The organism is Aestuariivirga sp., from assembly GCF_046093005.1.
Lineage (GTDB): Bacteria > Pseudomonadota > Alphaproteobacteria > Rhizobiales > Aestuariivirgaceae > Aestuariivirga.
In genome coordinates this window covers 15,514-31,549 of sequence record NZ_JBJTER010000021.1, presented here as the reverse complement: position 1 = coordinate 31,549, position 16,036 = coordinate 15,514, and the positions used below count along the sequence as shown (strand labels likewise).

Annotated in this window: 13 protein-coding genes; all 13 read right to left on the bottom strand. The window is 63.7% G+C overall.

Features of this window, described 5'->3' with window-relative positions:
• Positions 1-223: 223 nt before the first annotated feature.
• Positions 224-2,650: a DNA topoisomerase (ATP-hydrolyzing) subunit B gene (gene gyrB, locus ACKOED_RS01105; protein WP_408914726.1), complete on the bottom strand. Its 2,427-nt coding sequence runs from the start codon at positions 2,648-2,650 to the stop codon at positions 224-226.
• A complete protein-coding gene (gene recF, locus ACKOED_RS01100; protein ID WP_408914725.1) occupies positions 2,650-3,804 on the bottom strand; it encodes a DNA replication/repair protein RecF in 1,155 nt (384 codons plus the stop codon). Before recF ends, gyrB begins: the two co-directional genes overlap by 1 nt.
• A gap of 10 nt (positions 3,805-3,814) precedes the next feature.
• Positions 3,815-4,927 (bottom strand): DNA polymerase III subunit beta, encoded by a 1,113-nt coding sequence (dnaN, locus tag ACKOED_RS01095; protein WP_408914724.1) that lies wholly within the window; start codon positions 4,925-4,927, stop codon positions 3,815-3,817.
• Positions 4,928-5,024: 97 nt separating this feature from the next.
• Positions 5,025-6,446 carry a chromosomal replication initiator protein DnaA gene (gene dnaA / locus ACKOED_RS01090; RefSeq protein ID WP_408914723.1) on the bottom strand — a complete coding sequence of 474 codons (1,422 nt, stop codon included), beginning with the start codon at positions 6,444-6,446 and terminating at the stop codon, positions 5,025-5,027.
• 866 nt (positions 6,447-7,312) lie between these two features.
• Entirely contained in the window at positions 7,313-7,579 is a 267-nt protein-coding gene (rpsT, locus tag ACKOED_RS01085) for a 30S ribosomal protein S20 (protein WP_408914722.1), read from the bottom strand.
• 159 nt (positions 7,580-7,738) lie between these two features.
• A complete protein-coding gene (locus ACKOED_RS01080; RefSeq protein WP_408914721.1) occupies positions 7,739-8,728 on the bottom strand; it encodes a Gfo/Idh/MocA family protein in 990 nt (329 codons plus the stop codon).
• Between the two features lie 26 nt (positions 8,729-8,754).
• Positions 8,755-9,942, bottom strand: coding sequence for a phosphopentomutase (locus tag ACKOED_RS01075; RefSeq protein ID WP_408914720.1), 1,188 nt, complete (start codon positions 9,940-9,942; stop codon positions 8,755-8,757).
• 12 nt (positions 9,943-9,954) lie between these two features.
• Positions 9,955-11,262 carry a thymidine phosphorylase gene (gene deoA / locus ACKOED_RS01070; RefSeq protein WP_408914719.1) on the bottom strand — a complete coding sequence of 436 codons (1,308 nt, stop codon included), beginning with the start codon at positions 11,260-11,262 and terminating at the stop codon, positions 9,955-9,957.
• Between the two features lies 1 nt (position 11,263).
• A complete protein-coding gene (locus ACKOED_RS01065) occupies positions 11,264-12,046 on the bottom strand; it encodes a purine-nucleoside phosphorylase (protein WP_408914718.1) in 783 nt (260 codons plus the stop codon).
• Positions 12,043-12,435 (bottom strand): cytidine deaminase, encoded by a 393-nt coding sequence (cdd, locus tag ACKOED_RS01060; RefSeq protein ID WP_408914717.1) that lies wholly within the window; start codon positions 12,433-12,435, stop codon positions 12,043-12,045. The genes ACKOED_RS01065 and cdd overlap by 4 nt, the downstream gene beginning before the upstream one ends.
• Position 12,436: 1 nt before the next feature.
• Positions 12,437-13,384 carry an ABC transporter permease gene (locus ACKOED_RS01055; protein ID WP_408914716.1) on the bottom strand — a complete coding sequence of 316 codons (948 nt, stop codon included), beginning with the start codon at positions 13,382-13,384 and terminating at the stop codon, positions 12,437-12,439.
• Positions 13,385-14,485, bottom strand: coding sequence for an ABC transporter permease (locus ACKOED_RS01050; protein WP_408914752.1), 1,101 nt, complete (start codon positions 14,483-14,485; stop codon positions 13,385-13,387).
• On the bottom strand, positions 14,485-16,002 hold the full coding sequence (locus ACKOED_RS01045; protein ID WP_408914715.1) for an ABC transporter ATP-binding protein: 1,518 nt from the start codon (positions 16,000-16,002) through the stop codon (positions 14,485-14,487). Before ACKOED_RS01045 ends, ACKOED_RS01050 begins: the two co-directional genes overlap by 1 nt.
• Positions 16,003-16,036: the final 34 nt, after the last annotated feature.

Here is a 16,036-nt window from a genome sequence, read left to right as displayed (position 1 = left end):
TCCCCTCGAGGGATGTCTTTCTCACATCCCCACAAACCTCTCGATCTTGGACACAAAAATGGCGCGTTAACCCTGCGCGAGCCTTGCTCGCGGATTTCGAACGGAGGGTCGTGGGCAGCCTGACGGTGGCATGATGCCTATGGGCCGTAATAGCCCATCTTCCGCCAGCGATAGTCTAGACAGGAAAGTATAAAGAAGGTCTTAAGCGGCTGGGAGGCATCTTCTACACATCGAGATTGGCCACGTTGAGCGCATTCTCACGGATGAAATCGCGCCGCGGCTCGACCACATCGCCCATCAGCTTGGTGAAGATATCGTCAGCTTCATCAAGCTCGGATACCTTGACGCGCAGCAGGGTGCGGACATTGGGATCAAGGGTCGTTTCCCATAGCTGCTCCGGGTTCATCTCCCCAAGACCCTTGTAGCGTTGCATGGCGATTCCCTTGCGCCCGGCAGCAAAAACCGCCTCGAGCAACCCAGACGGACCATGAATAACGGTTTCACCGTCCTTGCGGCGCAGCCGGCCCGGCCTACCGTAGATTTCCTGGAGATGCTCGGCCTTCTTGTCGAGGCGCAGCGCATCCGCAGACCCGATCAGCTTGCCGTCAAGCATCCAGCTTTCCCTGACGCCACGCACCTCGCGGGTGAAGCTCAGCCCGCCGTCCGGCGTGGGTTCGCCAGCCCAGCCACGCTCGGTTTCTTCTACGATGGCATCGAGGCGGCGGGCGATATAGGCGGCGGCGGCACTCGCCTGTTCGGGGCGCGCCAGCACCTCGGGGTTAAGCACGCCCGCAATGGCCGCCTGCTCGATCACCGGCCGCGGATAGCGCGAATGCAGCGCGTCAAGCGCCGCGCGTACCGAGAGGGCTTCCTCGACAATGGCGCGAAGATCGGCGCCAGCGCGCTCACTGCCGTCGGCCAGCACCAGGACCGTGTTCTCAAGGCCAGTTTCGACGAGGTAGGTCTCGAGTGCCTTGGCATCCTTAAGATATTGCTCGGAAGAACCGCGCTTCACCTTGTAGAGCGGCGGCTGCGCGATATACAGGTGGCCGCGCTCGATGATCTCTGGCATCTGCCGGTAGAAGAAGGTGAGCAGCAGCGTGCGTATATGCGCGCCGTCGACATCGGCGTCGGTCATGATGACGATCTTGTGGTAGCGCAGCTTCCCGATATTGAACTCCTCGCGGCCGATGCCGGTGCCGAGCGCGGTGATGAGCGTTCCGATTTCGGCGGATGACAGCATCTTGTCGAAGCGGGCGCGTTCGACATTGAGGATCTTGCCGCGCAGCGGCAGAACTGCCTGGTTCTCGCGCTGGCGGGCCTGCTTGGCGGAGCCGCCGGCCGAGTCGCCCTCGACGATGAACAGTTCTGATTTCGCCGGATCGCGCTCCTGGCAGTCGGCAAGCTTTCCTGGCAGCGAAGAGATGTCCAGGGCACCTTTGCGCCGCGTTAGTTCACGGGCCTTGCGGGCGGCCTCGCGCGCCGCCGCAGCCTCGACCACCTTTGAAACGATGGCCCGTGCCTCAGCCGGATGCTCCTCGAACCAGGCGCCGAGTTGCTCACCGACCAGGCCTTCGACCACCGGCCGCACCTCGGAGGATACCAGCTTGTCCTTGGTCTGGGACGAGAATTTGGGGTCCGGCACCTTGACCGAGAGAACGCAGGTCAGGGCTTCACGCGCGTCGTCGCCGGTGAGCTGCACCTTCTCCTTCTTGGCGATGCCGCTGTCGCTGGCATAATTGTTGACAACGCGCGTCAGGGCAGCGCGGAAACCGGCCAGATGGGTGCCGCCGTCACGCTGCGGAATATTGTTGGTGAAGCACAGCACATTCTCGTGGTAGCTGTCATTCCACCACAGGGCGCAATCGACAGTGATGCCGTCCTTCTCACCGTGAATCATGATCGGATCGGAGAGCACGGCCTGCTTGGTGCGGTCCAGATAGCGGACGAAGGCAGCAATGCCGCCCTCATAGAAAAGCTCCACCTCCTTGGGCTCCACGCCGCGCCGGTCAGCAAGCAGGATGCGGACGCCGGAATTGAGGAAGGCCAGTTCGCGCAGACGGTGTTCGAGCGTGGCGAAATCAAACTCGGTCTTGGAGAAGGTTTCCGGCGAGGGCAGGAAGGTCACCTCAGTGCCCCGCTTTCCAGGTGCTTCACCGACCACGTTCAGCGGCGCATCGGGCTCGCCGTGGCTGAAGCTCATGAAATGCTCCTTGCCATCCCGGAAGATGGTGAGCTTGAGCTTGGTCGATAGCGCATTGACCACCGACACGCCCACGCCATGCAGGCCCCCTGAAACCTTATAGGAGTTCTGGTCGAACTTTCCGCCCGCATGCAGCTGGGTCATGATGACTTCGGCGGCCGAGACGCCTTCGCTCTTGTGGATATCGGTCGGGATGCCGCGGCCATTGTCGGTGACCGTGCAGGAACCGTCGGCATTCAGGGTGACGGTAACGCGCGTCGCGTGCCCCGCCAGGGCTTCATCGATTGCGTTATCGACGACCTCATAGACCATATGGTGCAGGCCAGAGCCGTCATCGGTGTCGCCGATATACATGCCGGGCCGCTTGCGCACCGCGTCGAGGCCCTTCAGAACCTTGATCGAATCCGCGCCATAGGCGCCGTTGTTCGTATCATCCGTCTCTGACATCACTCTTCCATCGCCTCCCGGACCACGCCGTCTTCGACAGTGAAGACAGCGCCAGCCCGGCCAATCGCCTCGAACAGCTGGGCGTCTGTTCCAGTCATCCAGCTCTGCGATCCGAGGGCCGCCAGAGCCTCCAGCAAACTCCTGCGCCTCGCCCGGTCCAGGTGAGCCGCGACCTCGTCCAGCAACAGCAGTGGCGCCACCCCTGCTCCTGCCTTGACCGCCCGCGCCTGGGCCAGCAAAAGCCCGATCAGCAGCGCTTTCTGTTCGCCTGTCGAACACTGCCCGGCAGGCATGCCCTTGGGCCCATGCAGCACCGCGAGGTCACTGCGGTGCGGGCCTCTCAGGCTGCGCCCCGCGGCACGGTCAAGCCCCCGCGAATCGTTCAGAATTCTACGATATTCATCCTCAACTTGCACGGCAGGCTTTGCCGCCACGAGCGCCTCGATCTCACCTTCCACAGCGATCTCGGCCCAGGGAAAGGAGCTTTCCGACCTCGCCTCCTGAATATGGGTCCTGAGGGCCTCCATTCCAACCAGACGGGCAGCGGAAATAGCCACGGCAGCCTCCGCCATCTGGGCCTCCAGGCTGGCGAGCCACGCGGGATCGGGGCGCAGGTCCTCAAGCAGCAGGTTCCGCTCGCGCATGAGCTTTTCGAACACGGCGGCGCGCGTGGCATGTTCGGGGTCAAAGGCGGCCACCAGCCGGTCCAGAAACCGGCGGCGGTCCGACGCGGGACCGGCAAACAGACGGTCCTGGGCGGGGGTGAGCCAGAGCAGGCGCACATGGTTGCTAAGTGCACCGGCAACCTTCTGCACCTCGCCATCGATGACAACAAGACGGCCGCCACCGTCGCCGGCTTCAGACTGGCCGCTCCAGCCGGTACCGATCGACGTGAGACCTCCGGCGGCCTCAACCTCGGCAGCCACCGCCCAGCTCGGGGCGCCACCGTAACGGGCCAGCTCGCCAAACGGGGCGGCGCGCAAGCCGCGTCCAGGCACCAGCAGCGAAATGGCCTCAAGGATGTTGGTCTTGCCAGCGCCATTGGCGCCCACCAATGCCACCAGACCAGCCGGCACCCGCAGGCGCAGGCCGCCATAGTTGCGGAAGTCCGTCAGCGTCAGCTTGCGGATGGCGAGAGCGGGAGAATCGGTCACAAAACCAAGCTTACACCCGCATCGGCATCAGCACATAGAGGGCCTGTCCATCAGCCGGGTCGCGGATGATGGTGGGGGACCCGGCATCCGCGAGACTGAACTCGATTGTCTCAGACTTGATCTGGCCGGCCACATCCATGAGATACCGCGCGTTGAAACCGATATCGATGGGGGCTGCGTCATAGGAACAGGCAAGCTCCTCCTCGGCGGAGCCCGAGTCCGGATTGTTGACGGCGAGCACAACCTTGTTACCGCCGATCTGCAGTTTGACCGCCCGCCCTTTCTCGAGGGAAATGGTGGAGACGCGGTCTACCGCGGCGGCGAAACCCGCCGTCTCAAGGATGAGTTTCTTGTCATTGTTGCGCGGAATGACCCGCTCGTAGTCCGGAAAGGTGCCATCGATCAGCTTCGAGGTGAGCACGAGGTCTCCCGCCGAGAACCTGATCTTGGCAGCCGATAACGACACATCCACTGCGCCCTCGAGGCCCTCGAACAGCTTGACCACCTCGAGCACGGTCTTGCGTGGCACGATCACTCCCGGCATGCCATTGGCACCTTCCGGACGCGGAATCTCAGCCTGCGCGAGCCGATGGCCGTCAGTGGCAACCACGCGCAGCGTGCCAGCCGCCACCACGTCGTGAAGATAGATGCCGTTGAGGTAGTATCGCGTCTCCTCGGTGGAAATCGCAAAGCGGGTCTTGTCGATCAGGCCCTTGAGGTCGGCGGCGGAGATGGCGAAACTGTGCGGAAAATCGCCTGCCGCGAGATCCGGAAAATCCTCATGCGGCAAAGCCTGCAACGAGAACCGTGAGCGGCCCGAGAAGATCGAAACCCGCTGGCCGTCCCCCGCCCGGTCGAGTTCAAGCTGGGCGCCGTCGGGCAGCTTGCGCACGATGTCATAGAGCATATGCGCCGGCACCGTTGCAGCCCCGCTCCGCGCGACTTCGGCCGGAACGCTTTCAACGATTTCGATGTCGAGATCCGTGGCGGTCAGCTTCAATTGCCCCTGCGCCGCCTGCAGCAGCACATTGGACAGGATCGGAATAGTATTGCGGCGCTCGACCACGCTCTGCACATGGGTGAGCGCCTTCAGGAATGCCGACCTTTCGATCGTAACGCGCATGAACGGTTGTCCCCCTGCTGGTATGGCCCCGGCAACCTGCCGGGCCGAAGACATTGGCCCGGTTGCAGGTCCAGTTCAAGTGGCCGCGCTGCGGTTTTCAACCCTGTTCGACGAGGCGGACCAGCAGCGCCACTTCACGGGCCAGCCGGTCGTCGGTCTTGATCTGGTCCTCGATCTTGCGCACCGCGTGGAGGACCGTCGAATGGTCACGCCCGCCAAAGCGCCGTCCAATCTCCGGGAGCGACCGGGCGGTCATCTTCTTGGCCAGATACATGCCGATCTGGCGCGGCACCACGACGCTGCGGGCCCGGCGGGGCGACAGCAGGTCGGTCCGGCCGACATTGAAATGGCGCCCTACAACCTTCAGGATATCGTCGATCTTGATACGCGAGCCGTCCGGCGCCGCCTGCATGTCACGCAGCACCAACGAAGCCAGGTCAAGAGTGACCGCCGCCTGGTTGAACTGCTGGTAGGCGGCGATACGGTTCAGCGCACCTTCCAGTTCGCGGCCCGAACCGTTGATGCGGTTGGCGATGAATTCAAGGACCTCGTCCGGAATGGTGACCGACTGATCGCGCTTACGCATGATTTCATAGCGGCTCTTGAGGATCCGGTGGCGGGTTTCAAGATCAGGCATCTCGATGTCCACCACCAGGCCGCCCATCAGCCGCGAGCGCATGCGCTGGTCAATGGCGTCGAGCTGGGCGGGCGGCACGTCCGCCGCCACGATCACTTGACGGCGGGAGTCGACCAGCGAATTGAAAGCATTGCAGAACTCCTGCTGCATGGTCTTGCCTTGCAGGAACTGGAAATCATCAATCAACAGCACGTCGATGGCTGCAAATTGTTCCTTGAAGGCCAGCGTATCCCGCTGGCGCAGCGCCATGACAAAGTTGATCATGAACCGCTCGGCCGTCAGGAACATCACTTTGCGGTCTGGCCGGCGGTCACGGATGCGATGAGCCACCGCCGAAAGCAGATGCGTCTTTCCGAGTCCCGACGCGGCGTGGATGAACAGCGGGTTGAAGCTGATGGCCACGCCGGGCGCGGCATCTGCAACCCGGCACATGGCGGCGTGCGCCAGCTGATTGGAGGCGCCGACCACAAAAGTCTCGAAGGTCTGACCCGGATCAAGCAGCGGACCGCGGTCCACGGCGGCCTGCGCGGCGGAAACTACCGGAGTTATCCCGCCCGCTGTTGCGGCTTTCTGCGGCGCCGGCATCGCCTGATCTTCACCAGCCGGACGCGTTGGCAGGCTTGCGCGCATCCGGACGCGGACAATCGTGCTGTCGATGGGCCCCAGTTCCGCCTCGCCTATCTTCTGGAGTTTAGAGACATAATGCGTCTCGATCCAAGACCTCAGGAAGCGGGTCGGGACGGAAACCGTCAACCTGCCCGTTGTGAAGTCTTCGATCTCCATGCGGGCAAACCACGAACTATAGAGATCTTCCCCAAGTTCAGCGCGCAGCCGTTGCGCGACACGATCCCACTGTCTTTTCACTTCCGGCGATACGGTCATCTGTGTTCTTATCCCTGCCGCGCAGCCTTACACGCGCACTTCAACTATCCGGTGGAGCACGGCCCAACCAGTTCAAAGCCAATCTTTACTGCCTGTGTTTAGGAGTAGTCGGTGTCCGCGCCTGCGTCCGGCTTTCGTAGCGCGATTGCCATCCTATGCCCCTGCCGCAGCATTGATGCTGAATTCAAACTTTCATCCTGGTTTGGCCATGCGCCCTTGTTATCCCCACGCAAACGGCTCCCCCTGGACAAAAGACGCCCCACAAATACAAACGCTGACTGGTTGTCAGAGCACAGGACCCGAAACGCCCCGAACCCTGCTTATCTGGCGCGGGACGCTGGCCGGTCGGCCACCCGCAGAAAGACTTTACAAAAGCGTTACCGGCGCAAGCAACCTGATTCCGAAAATACTCCGTACACGGAATTGGGCGGCCAGGCCGCGGCCTGTTCGCGTTCCGGAGTCGGTTGCGCTAAGGCGCTGAGAACGCGAAGAATTCAGATTGGTTGACGGAAGGCAAGGTCGCTTCAGTGACCGCCGCAACTTTAGGTCAATTTTATGATGTACAGTTGTGGCCGCCGCAAAAACCCAGTGTCAGACTCGCTGCACCAAGACAAAACTATGATTTAGTTCATTAATTTCTGCGCGAGACATTCCGTTCCCGGACAAATGCCAAGCATGTGGACAACGCAAAAGCGCCGGACAGCAGAGGTCCGGCGCTCGAATTTTCAGCGACTCTAACGGTGATCGTGACGCTTATAAAGATGGAAACGGAAGCGCAACCGGAAGGCGAAACACGAGACGCGGTCTCGCAATGTTCGGACGCACTCCGACCGGCTTACCCGCCATCACGTGAATGACCGGGGTCGTCAGGCCTTCAAGGCTTTCACGCGCGCTGACAGGCGAGATACCTTGCGCGACACGGTATTCTTGTGCAGCACGCCCTTCTGGGCGCCGCGCATCATTTCGGGCTGTGCGGCCTTGAGCGCTTCGGCAGCGGCGGCCTGATTTCCGGAAGCAATCGCCTCCTCGACCTTGCGCACATAGGTGCGGATGCGGCTCAGACGGTTCTTGTTGATCACGGTGCGGCGGGTGGCGACGCGCGCCGCTTTTTTCGCCGATTTCGTATTGGCCATTTGGCTTTGGTCCTGCTTCTCTGAAACAATGCGATCAGCGCTCTAGGGCAACAGTCCGCATGCGTTTCAGCGTGCGTCCCGTCACCCCCGCCTCTCGGGATTGCGGGCTTATAGTGACGGTGCCTGGCGCCGTCAATGGCCTCCCGCGCGGCGGCCCGGTCAGGGCTTTTCCCAGCGTCCCGTCTTCTCAGAGCGCAGGAAGGCATCGAGAATCCGCATGTTCTGGATGGCGTCTTCGACGCCCCAGACAGGTTTTTGCCGTCCTCGGATGACCCGGCCAAAGGCCTCAGCCTGCAGCTGATACTGGTCGGACACCGGAAGTTCGGTCCAGAGGCCCTCGTTCATGGTCATGCCCTGCACGAAATAGCGGTTGGGCCGGTCGGGCGGCGCATTGAACGGTATCTCGATTTCGATGCGGCCCTTGGTGCCCATGATGTTGACGCGCTGATAGGGCGCCAGCTGGGTAGACACCGCGAAGGACAATTGCTGGCCCTCGCCGAAATCGGCAAGGCCGCTGGCCAGCCGGTCGGTCTTGAATTTGGGGTCGCGCTCAAAGGCTGCGATGACGCGTTGCGGCTCGGCAGCGAAAATGAAGCGCGACACGGTGATCGGGTAGCAGCCGATGTCCAGAAGCCCGCCACCGCCGATATCGGCCTGGTTGCGCACATTCCCGGGGTCGCGGTTGAAGTAGGAGAACAGCACCTGGATGGCCTTCACCTCGCCGATCTTGTTTTTCTTCACGAGGTCGCGCGCCGCGATCCACTGGGCGGCGTGGCGCACCATGAAGGCTTCAGCGAGATGAATACCTTTAGGCGCCTGTCGCAGCTTGGCGGCTTCGCGCGCGGTAATGGCCACTGGCTTCTCGCACAGCACGTGCTTGCCGGCCCGCGCCGCCGCCAGCGTCAGCGGCACATGCAGGTGATTGGGCAGCGGATTATAGACCGCCTCGATTTCCGGATCGGCCAGCATCTCCGCGTAAGAGCCATAAGCCTTCGGAATGCCAAGCTTCGCCGCCCACTCCTGCGCGGTCTTCTTGCGCCGGGATGAGATGGCCACGATCTCGATGTCGCGGCTTTTCAGCATGCCGGGAATGACTTTCGCCACGCCGATGTTGGCGGTCGAGATGATGCCCCACTTCACCGGTTTCATGGTTTCCTCCTGCCGTGGTTGAAGTTCTATGGTGATCCGTCCATGGCCCAGGCCGTGCCGCTTGCCAAGGGGCCAACACCGAGATGGGCCGCCACGCTCTGGCCGATATCGGCGAAGCTGTGCCGAAGGCCGATGCAGGTGGGCGTATTTCCCGGCTGGTAGCTCATGATCGGTATCTGCTCGCGGGTGTGGTCGGTACCGGTCCAGCTTGGATCGTTGCCATGATCGGCGGTGAGCACCAGGAGGTCGCCCTTGCGGAGCTTCGCCATGATGCGCGGCACTTCCCCGTCAAAGGCTTCCAGCGCCCGGCCATAGCCAATAGCGTCCCGGCGATGGCCGAACTCGGTATCGAAATCGACGAAATTGGTCATCAGCAGGCCGCCCTCGCCAAGGCTGTCCATCCCGGACAAGGTCGCCTCCAGAAAGGCCGGATTGCCGGAGACCTTGATTTCGCGTCCGGTGCCGGAGTGCGCGAAGATATCGCCGATCTTGCCCACAGAAACCACGTCGCGGCCAGCCGCGCTCACCCGGTCGAGCAGCGTTGGCGCGGGCGGCTTGACGGCGTAGTCCTTGCGGTGACCGGTTCGGGTGAATGTGGCGGCGGTCTCGCCGACGAAGGGTCTCGCGATGACGCGGCCGATATTCATCGGATAGGTGAGCTCGCGCGCCACCCGGCAGACCTCATAGAGCCGTTCCAGCCCGAAATGCACCTCATGGGCCGCGATCTGCAACACGCTGTCCGCGCTGGTGTAGGCGATGGGCTTGCCGGTGCGGATGTGTTCCTCGCCGAAATCCTCGATCACCTGGGTGCCCGAGGCATGGCACATCGCAAGCAGACCCGGCAGGGCGCAGCGGCTGACGATGCCGTCGATCAGCTGTTGTGGAAAGGCCGGGATCCGGTGCGGGAAATAGCCCCAGTCGAAGGCCAGCGGCACACCGGCGATCTCCCAATGGCCGGTGATCGTGTCCTTGCCGCGCGAGACCTCACGCGCCACGCCATATTGCCCGATCAGCGGTTGAGGCGGCAGAGGGTTGCGCCCCGCCGAGAGTCCGGCAGCAAGCCCCAGCCCCAGTGACGCAAGGTGCGGCAGCGCAAGCGGCATCCGGTCAGCAATGTGCAAGAGCGTATTCGCTCCCGCATCGCCGAACGAGGCTGCATCGGGCGCACCGCCCACACCCAGCGAATCGAGAACCAGAATAAAGGCGCGTGCCATGGGCTCACCTGCTCATGCGGTGACGCGCGACAGCACGCAGGGCCTGGGCGGCGGCGCCTCACCCAGCACATAGGCGTCCCGGACGATGTCCGCGGCTGCCGCAAAACTCGCCTCATCCACGGCATGCACGAGGCAGAGCGGCGTTGAATGGCCAGCGCTGGCGCCCTTGCCAAGAAGCCCGGAAAGGCCAACGCGATGATCGATGACATCCGCCGCCACCCGCCGCCCGCCACCCAGCGCGATGACGGCAAGACCCAGTTCCCGGGTCCGGATGGCGGCGACGGTTCCCTCTCGATCGGGGTGGACGGCGCGCGTGATCGGGGCGGCCGCCAGATGCTTTTCGTGATTCTCAGTGAAGTGCCGCGGCCCGCCCAACCCCTGCACCATGCGATCAAACTGTTCGGCGGCCCGCCCTGAAGCAAGCGTTTCCGCCAGCCTGGCGCGCGCCGCCTCGGCGGTATCGTCGATCCCGGCGCTCAGCAGCAGCTCGGACCCCAGCGCGAGCGTGATGTCGAGTACCCGTGGATCAGCGCGGCGGTTGAGCAGGACCTCGCAGGCATGCGCCACTTCCAGCGCATTGCCGGCGCAGGGAGCGAGCGGCTCATCCATATCCGTGATGAGTGCGGTGGTGGGAAGCCCGGCGCCATTGGCCACGGCGACCAGGCTTTCGGCAAGCGCGCGGGCCTCTTCGATATTGGTCATGAAGGCGCCGGCGCCCATCTTCACGTCGAGCACCAGATGCTCAAGCCCCGCCGCCAGTTTCTTCGAGAGGATCGACGCGGTGATGAGCGGAACCGACTCTACCGTCGCGGTCACATCGCGGATGGCATAGAGGCGCTTGTCGGCCGGGGCCAGATCGGCCGTCTGGCCGATGATGGCGCAGCCCGCTTCCCGCGTCACTTTGCGAAACAGCTCGAGCCCCGGCTGGGTGGCATAGCCCGGAATCGAGTCGAGCTTATCCAGCGTGCCGCCGGTATGGCCTAGTCCGCGGCCCGAGATCATCGGCACATAACAGCCGCAGGCCGCCAGCATGGGCGCCAGATAGAGCGAAATGTTGTCACCGATGCCGCCGGAGGAATGCTTGTCGACGACCGGCCCAGGCAGGTCCCATGCCAGCACGGCGCCGGAATCGCGCATGGCAAGCGTCAGGCCCACGGCTTCCTCGCGGCTCATGCCGCGGAAGAATACCGCCATGGCGAAGGCCGCCACCTGGCCCTCCGAGACGCGGCCCGAGGTGAGCCCGGCGATGAACGCGCGTACCTCCTCGCGGCTCAGCGCCGCGCCATCACGCTTGCGGCGGATCACCTCCTGCGGCAGCACCTTAAGACTCCTCCAGGAACCGGGCGATCAGTTTCTGGAGCTCGGCGGCGGCCCGCGCTCCTTCGCGCTTGGTTTCCTCATGGCTGGGCGATGATCCCTCGATTCCTGCCGCAAGATTGGTGATCACCGAGATCGCCGCCACCTTGAGACCAAAACGCCGGGCCAGAATAGTCTCCGGCGCTGTCGACATGCCAACCGCCGTACCGCCGACGATCTGGAACATGCGGATTTCAGCTGGCGTCTCGAAGGAAGGGCCAGAACACCAGCAATAGACGCCTTCGTGAAGGACAATGCCTTTGACCGCGGCGGCGGCGCGAAAGCGGCGGCGCAGCTCCGGGTCATAGGCATCGGTCATGGGAACGAAGTTCTCGTCGCCATGCTGGCCGATCAGCGGATTCATGCCGGACAGGTTGATGTGATCGGAAATGAGCATCAGCGCGCCCGGGCGCATCTCCGGCTTCAGGCTGCCCGCGGCATTGGTGAGGATCAGCGTCTCGATGCCAGCGCCGTGGAGCATTTCAATCGCCGGGCGCATCACGGCGGCGTTGCCAGATTCATAGGGATGCGCGCGGCCAGCAAGGACCACGGCCTCCTTACCGCCAAGCCAGCCGGCAACCAGCTTCCCGGCATGGCCCGAGATGCGGGTGGCTGGGAAACCGGGAAGCGCGGCATAGGGAATGACCAGCGGTTCCGCCACGGCATCGGCCAGCGCGCCAAGGCTCGACCCCAGCACGATGGCGGTTTTCGGCGCGCGCTTTCCAAGCCGCTCTGAGAGGGCGTTCACCGCAAATGCTCCGGTCCGAAGGAATAGGGCAGCAACTCATCGAGCGTGAAAGTCTGGATCAACTCCCCCGCCTCGGTGAGGCAATGGATCTTCACGTCGGGCCCGGCAAACTCCCTGATCTTCTGGCGGCAGCCGCCGCAGGGCGTGCACAGCGCAGCACCATTGCCCATGACCGCCACTTCGGTGATGCGCCGGCCACCGGCCATGATCATGGCCGAGATTGCCGACGGCTCCGCGCACCAGCCCTGTGGGTAGGCGGCGTTCTCGATGTTGCAGCCGCCATGCACGCGGCCATATTCATCGCGCACCGCCGCCCCCACATGGAATTTCGAATAGGGCGCATGCGCCTTGAGGCGGGCAGCTTTTGCCTCTTCGGCGAGGTCATGCATGTCAGCGGTCCTTCGTATAGGGAATGCCCGCCGCCTTGGGCGGCACTGACTTGCCGATGAAGCCCGCCAGCAGCACCACGGTGAGCACATAGGGCAGCATGTTGATGAACTGCACCGGAATCTGGACGCCGGCCACCGACGCCCCTTGCGCGAAATTGCCAACCGCCTGCAGGAAGCCGAACAGCAGGCAGGCGCCCAGCGCCGGCCAGGCCCGCCAATTGGCGAAAATCAGGGCGGCGAGCGCCATGAAGCCGCCACCCGCCGTCATGTCGCGCACGAAGCTCGACGACAGCGAGGTGGAGATGAAGGCGCCGGCGACGCCGCACAATACACCAGCGATGATCACCGCGCGGTAGCGCAGGGCGGCCACCGAAATACCGGCGGTATCGACGGCCTGCGGATTCTCGCCCACCGCGCGCAGCCTGAGCCCGAAGCGGGTCCGGGCCAGCGCCCAGGCGGTGAGCGGCACCATGGCGATGGCGAAATAGGTGAGAACCGAATGCGCGAGGAAAATCTTGATCAGTCCGCCGATCACCGGCGCGTCCGCGAGCGCGCCGAAATCGATCGGCAGGAAGCGGCCCTCCGGCGGCAGCGCCGGGGTGCGGCCGCCTTCGCGGAACCATTCATTGCCGAGCACCACCGCAAGCCCGGCCGCCAGCATGTTGATGGCCACACCGGAAACCACCTGGTTGCCGCGTTGGTTGATCGAGGCATAGCCATGCACCAGAGCAAAGCCGAGCGAGGCGAGGATGGCGAAGAACAGCCCGATCCAGGCCGAGCCGAAAACCGCCGCAGCCGAGGCTGCGGCAAAGGCGGCGATCAGCATCTTGCCTTCCAGTCCGATGTCGACAATGCCGGCGCGCTCTGACCACAGGCCTGCAAGACAGGCGAGGATCAGCGGCACGCTCATGCGGATGGTCGAGGCGAGGAGTTCGACATAGAGGTCCATCTAGGCCTCCTCCGCGCGGAAGAACAGCGCCGCAACCCAGGGCCGGAAAGCATATTCCAGCGCCCCCATGAACAGGATGACGAGGCCCTGGATCACCACCACCATGTCACGGTTGATGTCGGGCTTGGCGAAGGAAAGTTCCGAGCCGCCTTGATAGAGCAGCCCGAACAGCATCGCGGCAAGCACGATTCCCACGGGGTGCGAGCGGCCCATCAGCGCCACCGCAATGCCGACGAAGCCGGCACCACCCACGAAGCCCAGCAGCAGACGGTGCTGCACGCCCAGAATCTCGTTCACCGCCATCAGGCCGGCGAGCGCCCCGGAAATCGCCATGGTGATGACGATGATGCGGCCCGGCTTGATGCCAGCATAAACGGCGGCGCTGGCATTGGCGCCCAGCGCGCGAATCTCATAGCCCAGCTTGGTGCGCCACAGCAGGTACCACACAGCCACCGCGGCGGCGATCGCCAGGAACACCGAGAAATTGAGCGGCGATGAGGCGATCCGCACGCCGAAGAACTCGCGCGCCACTTCGCGGAAGCTCATGATGTAGGCGCCGGTGATCTCGCGGCTTTCCACCGCCATCTTGCCGACCGGGCGGAACCAGTAATTGATGAGATAGCCCACGAGGCTCGCCGCGATGAAGTTGAACATGATCGTGGTGATCACGATGTGGCTGCCGCGCTTGGCTTGCAGGATGCCCGGCACCCAGGCCCAGAAGGCGCCGAAGGCCATGGCCGCGAGAATGGCGAGCGGGATCACCACCGGCCATGGCAGGAATTCGAGCCCCAACCCCACCGCCGCGGCGCCCACGCCCGCCATATAGGCCTGGCCTTCGCCCCCGATGTTGAACAGCCCGGCGTGGAAGGCAACCGCCACGGCAAGCCCGGTGAACACGAAATTGGTGGCGTAGTAGAGGAGATAGCCCCAGCCCTTGAGCGAGCCCACGGCACCCTTCAGCATGATCCACATCGCCTCGAACGGGTTCTCACCGATGATCACCACCACGAGGCCGGAGACGACCAGCGCCACGGCGAGGTTGATGAGCGGGATCAGCCCGACATCCACCCAGCGGGGCAGTTCGCCGCGCGCCGTCATGATCATGCGGCGTCCCTCGCCACGCCGGCCATCAGCAGGCCCAGTTCGCGCTCGTCGGTTCCGGGGCCGCGCTCACCCATGATGCGGCCGGCGAACATCACCAGGATGCGGTCGGAGAGCGAGCGGATCTCATCAAGCTCGACGGAAACGAGCAGCACCGCCTTGCCTTCATCGCGCAGGCGGATGATGCGCTTGTGGATATATTCGATGGCCCCGATATCAACCCCGCGGGTGGGCTGGCCGACCAGCAACAGGTCCGGATTGCTCATGATCTCGCGCGCAATGATCAGCTTCTGCTGGTTACCGCCAGAGAATTTGGACGAAACCAGCAGCGGATCGGGCGGGCGCACGTCGAATTCCTGCATTTCGGCTTCGGCGCGCGCCATCACCTTGCAGCGGTCGAGCCGGAAGCCATGGCCCAGCGCCTCGCTCCGGTGCCAGCCGAGAATGGCGTTCTCCGCAGCCTCGAAGGAGCCAATGAGGCCACGGTGCTGGCGGTCTTCCGGAACATGCGCAAGGCCTTCCTCCCGCACATGATGCGGATCACCCAGCACGCCGATGTCCTTGCCCTCGAAGATCACCTGGCCAGCACTCGGCCTGGCGATGCCGGCGATCACATCGAGAAGTTCCGACTGGCCGTTGCCGGAAACGCCCGCGATGCCGACGATCTCGCCCTTCCTGACCGTGAAGGACACATTGTCGACGCGCGCCACGCCCTTGCGGTCCTTCCACGAGAGGTTCCTGACGTCGAGCACCGTTTCGCCCGGCCGTGACGGGCCTTTCTCGACGTGCAGCAGCACATGCCGGCCCACCATGAGTTCCGCCAGCTCCTCCACGGAGGTGGATTTGGTCTCGCGGGTGGCGACCAATTCACCGCGGCGCATGACCGAGACACGGTCGGTGATCGCCATGATCTCGCGCAGCTTGTGGGTGATCAGGATCACCGTCTTTCCCTGCTCGCGCAGCGTGCCGAGAATGCGGAACAGATGATCGGCCTCGTCCGGCGTCAGCACGCCGGTGGGTTCGTCGAGGATCAGGGTTTCCGCGCCCTTGAACAGGGCTTTGAGGATTTCGACGCGTTGCTGCAGGCCCACCGGCAATTCGCCGACAATGGCGTCCGGATCGACCTCGAGCTCATAATCCCTGGCCAGCCGCAGAAGTTCGGCGCGCGCCTTGTCGAGCGCCGGTCCGATCAGCGCGCCACCCTCCGCCCCCAGCACCACATTTTCGAGAACCGTAAACGGTTCAACCAGCATGAAATGCTGGTGCACCATGCCGATACCCAGCGCGATGGCATCGGAAGAAGAGCGGATGCGGACCGGCTGGCCCCTGACCCGGATTTCGCCTTTGTCGGCATGGTAGAAGCCGAACAGGATCGACATCAGCGTTGATTTGCCGGCCCCATTCTCGCCGACGATGCCATGGATCGAACCGGCGGCCACCCTCAGGGTCACGTCCTTGTTGGCGTGAACGGAGCCGAAGCGCTTGTCGATGCCGATGAGTTCGATGGCGGGGGTCATGGCGTCCCTTCATCCGCGCCGGGCATTTTCCGGG

Excerpts from the sequence above, each read along its gene's own strand:
- cdd (WP_408914717.1), bottom strand. The coding sequence starts at position 12,435 with ATGCATGACCTCGCCGAAGAGGCAAAAGCTGCCCGCCTCAAGGCGCAT.
- ACKOED_RS01055 (WP_408914716.1), bottom strand. The coding sequence starts at position 13,384 with ATGGACCTCTATGTCGAACTCCTCGCCTCGACCATCCGCATGAGCGTG.
- dnaA (WP_408914723.1), bottom strand. The coding sequence starts at position 6,446 with ATGACCGTATCGCCGGAAGTGAAAAGACAGTGGGATCGTGTCGCGCAA.
- dnaN (WP_408914724.1), bottom strand. The coding sequence starts at position 4,927 with ATGCGCGTTACGATCGAAAGGTCGGCATTCCTGAAGGCGCTCACCCAT.
- ACKOED_RS01045 (WP_408914715.1), bottom strand. The coding sequence starts at position 16,002 with ATGACCCCCGCCATCGAACTCATCGGCATCGACAAGCGCTTCGGCTCC.
- gyrB (WP_408914726.1), bottom strand. The coding sequence starts at position 2,650 with ATGTCAGAGACGGATGATACGAACAACGGCGCCTATGGCGCGGATTCG.
- ACKOED_RS01075 (WP_408914720.1), bottom strand. The coding sequence starts at position 9,942 with ATGGCACGCGCCTTTATTCTGGTTCTCGATTCGCTGGGTGTGGGCGGT.
- rpsT (WP_408914722.1), bottom strand. The coding sequence starts at position 7,579 with ATGGCCAATACGAAATCGGCGAAAAAAGCGGCGCGCGTCGCCACCCGC.
- ACKOED_RS01080 (WP_408914721.1), bottom strand. The coding sequence starts at position 8,728 with ATGAAACCGGTGAAGTGGGGCATCATCTCGACCGCCAACATCGGCGTG.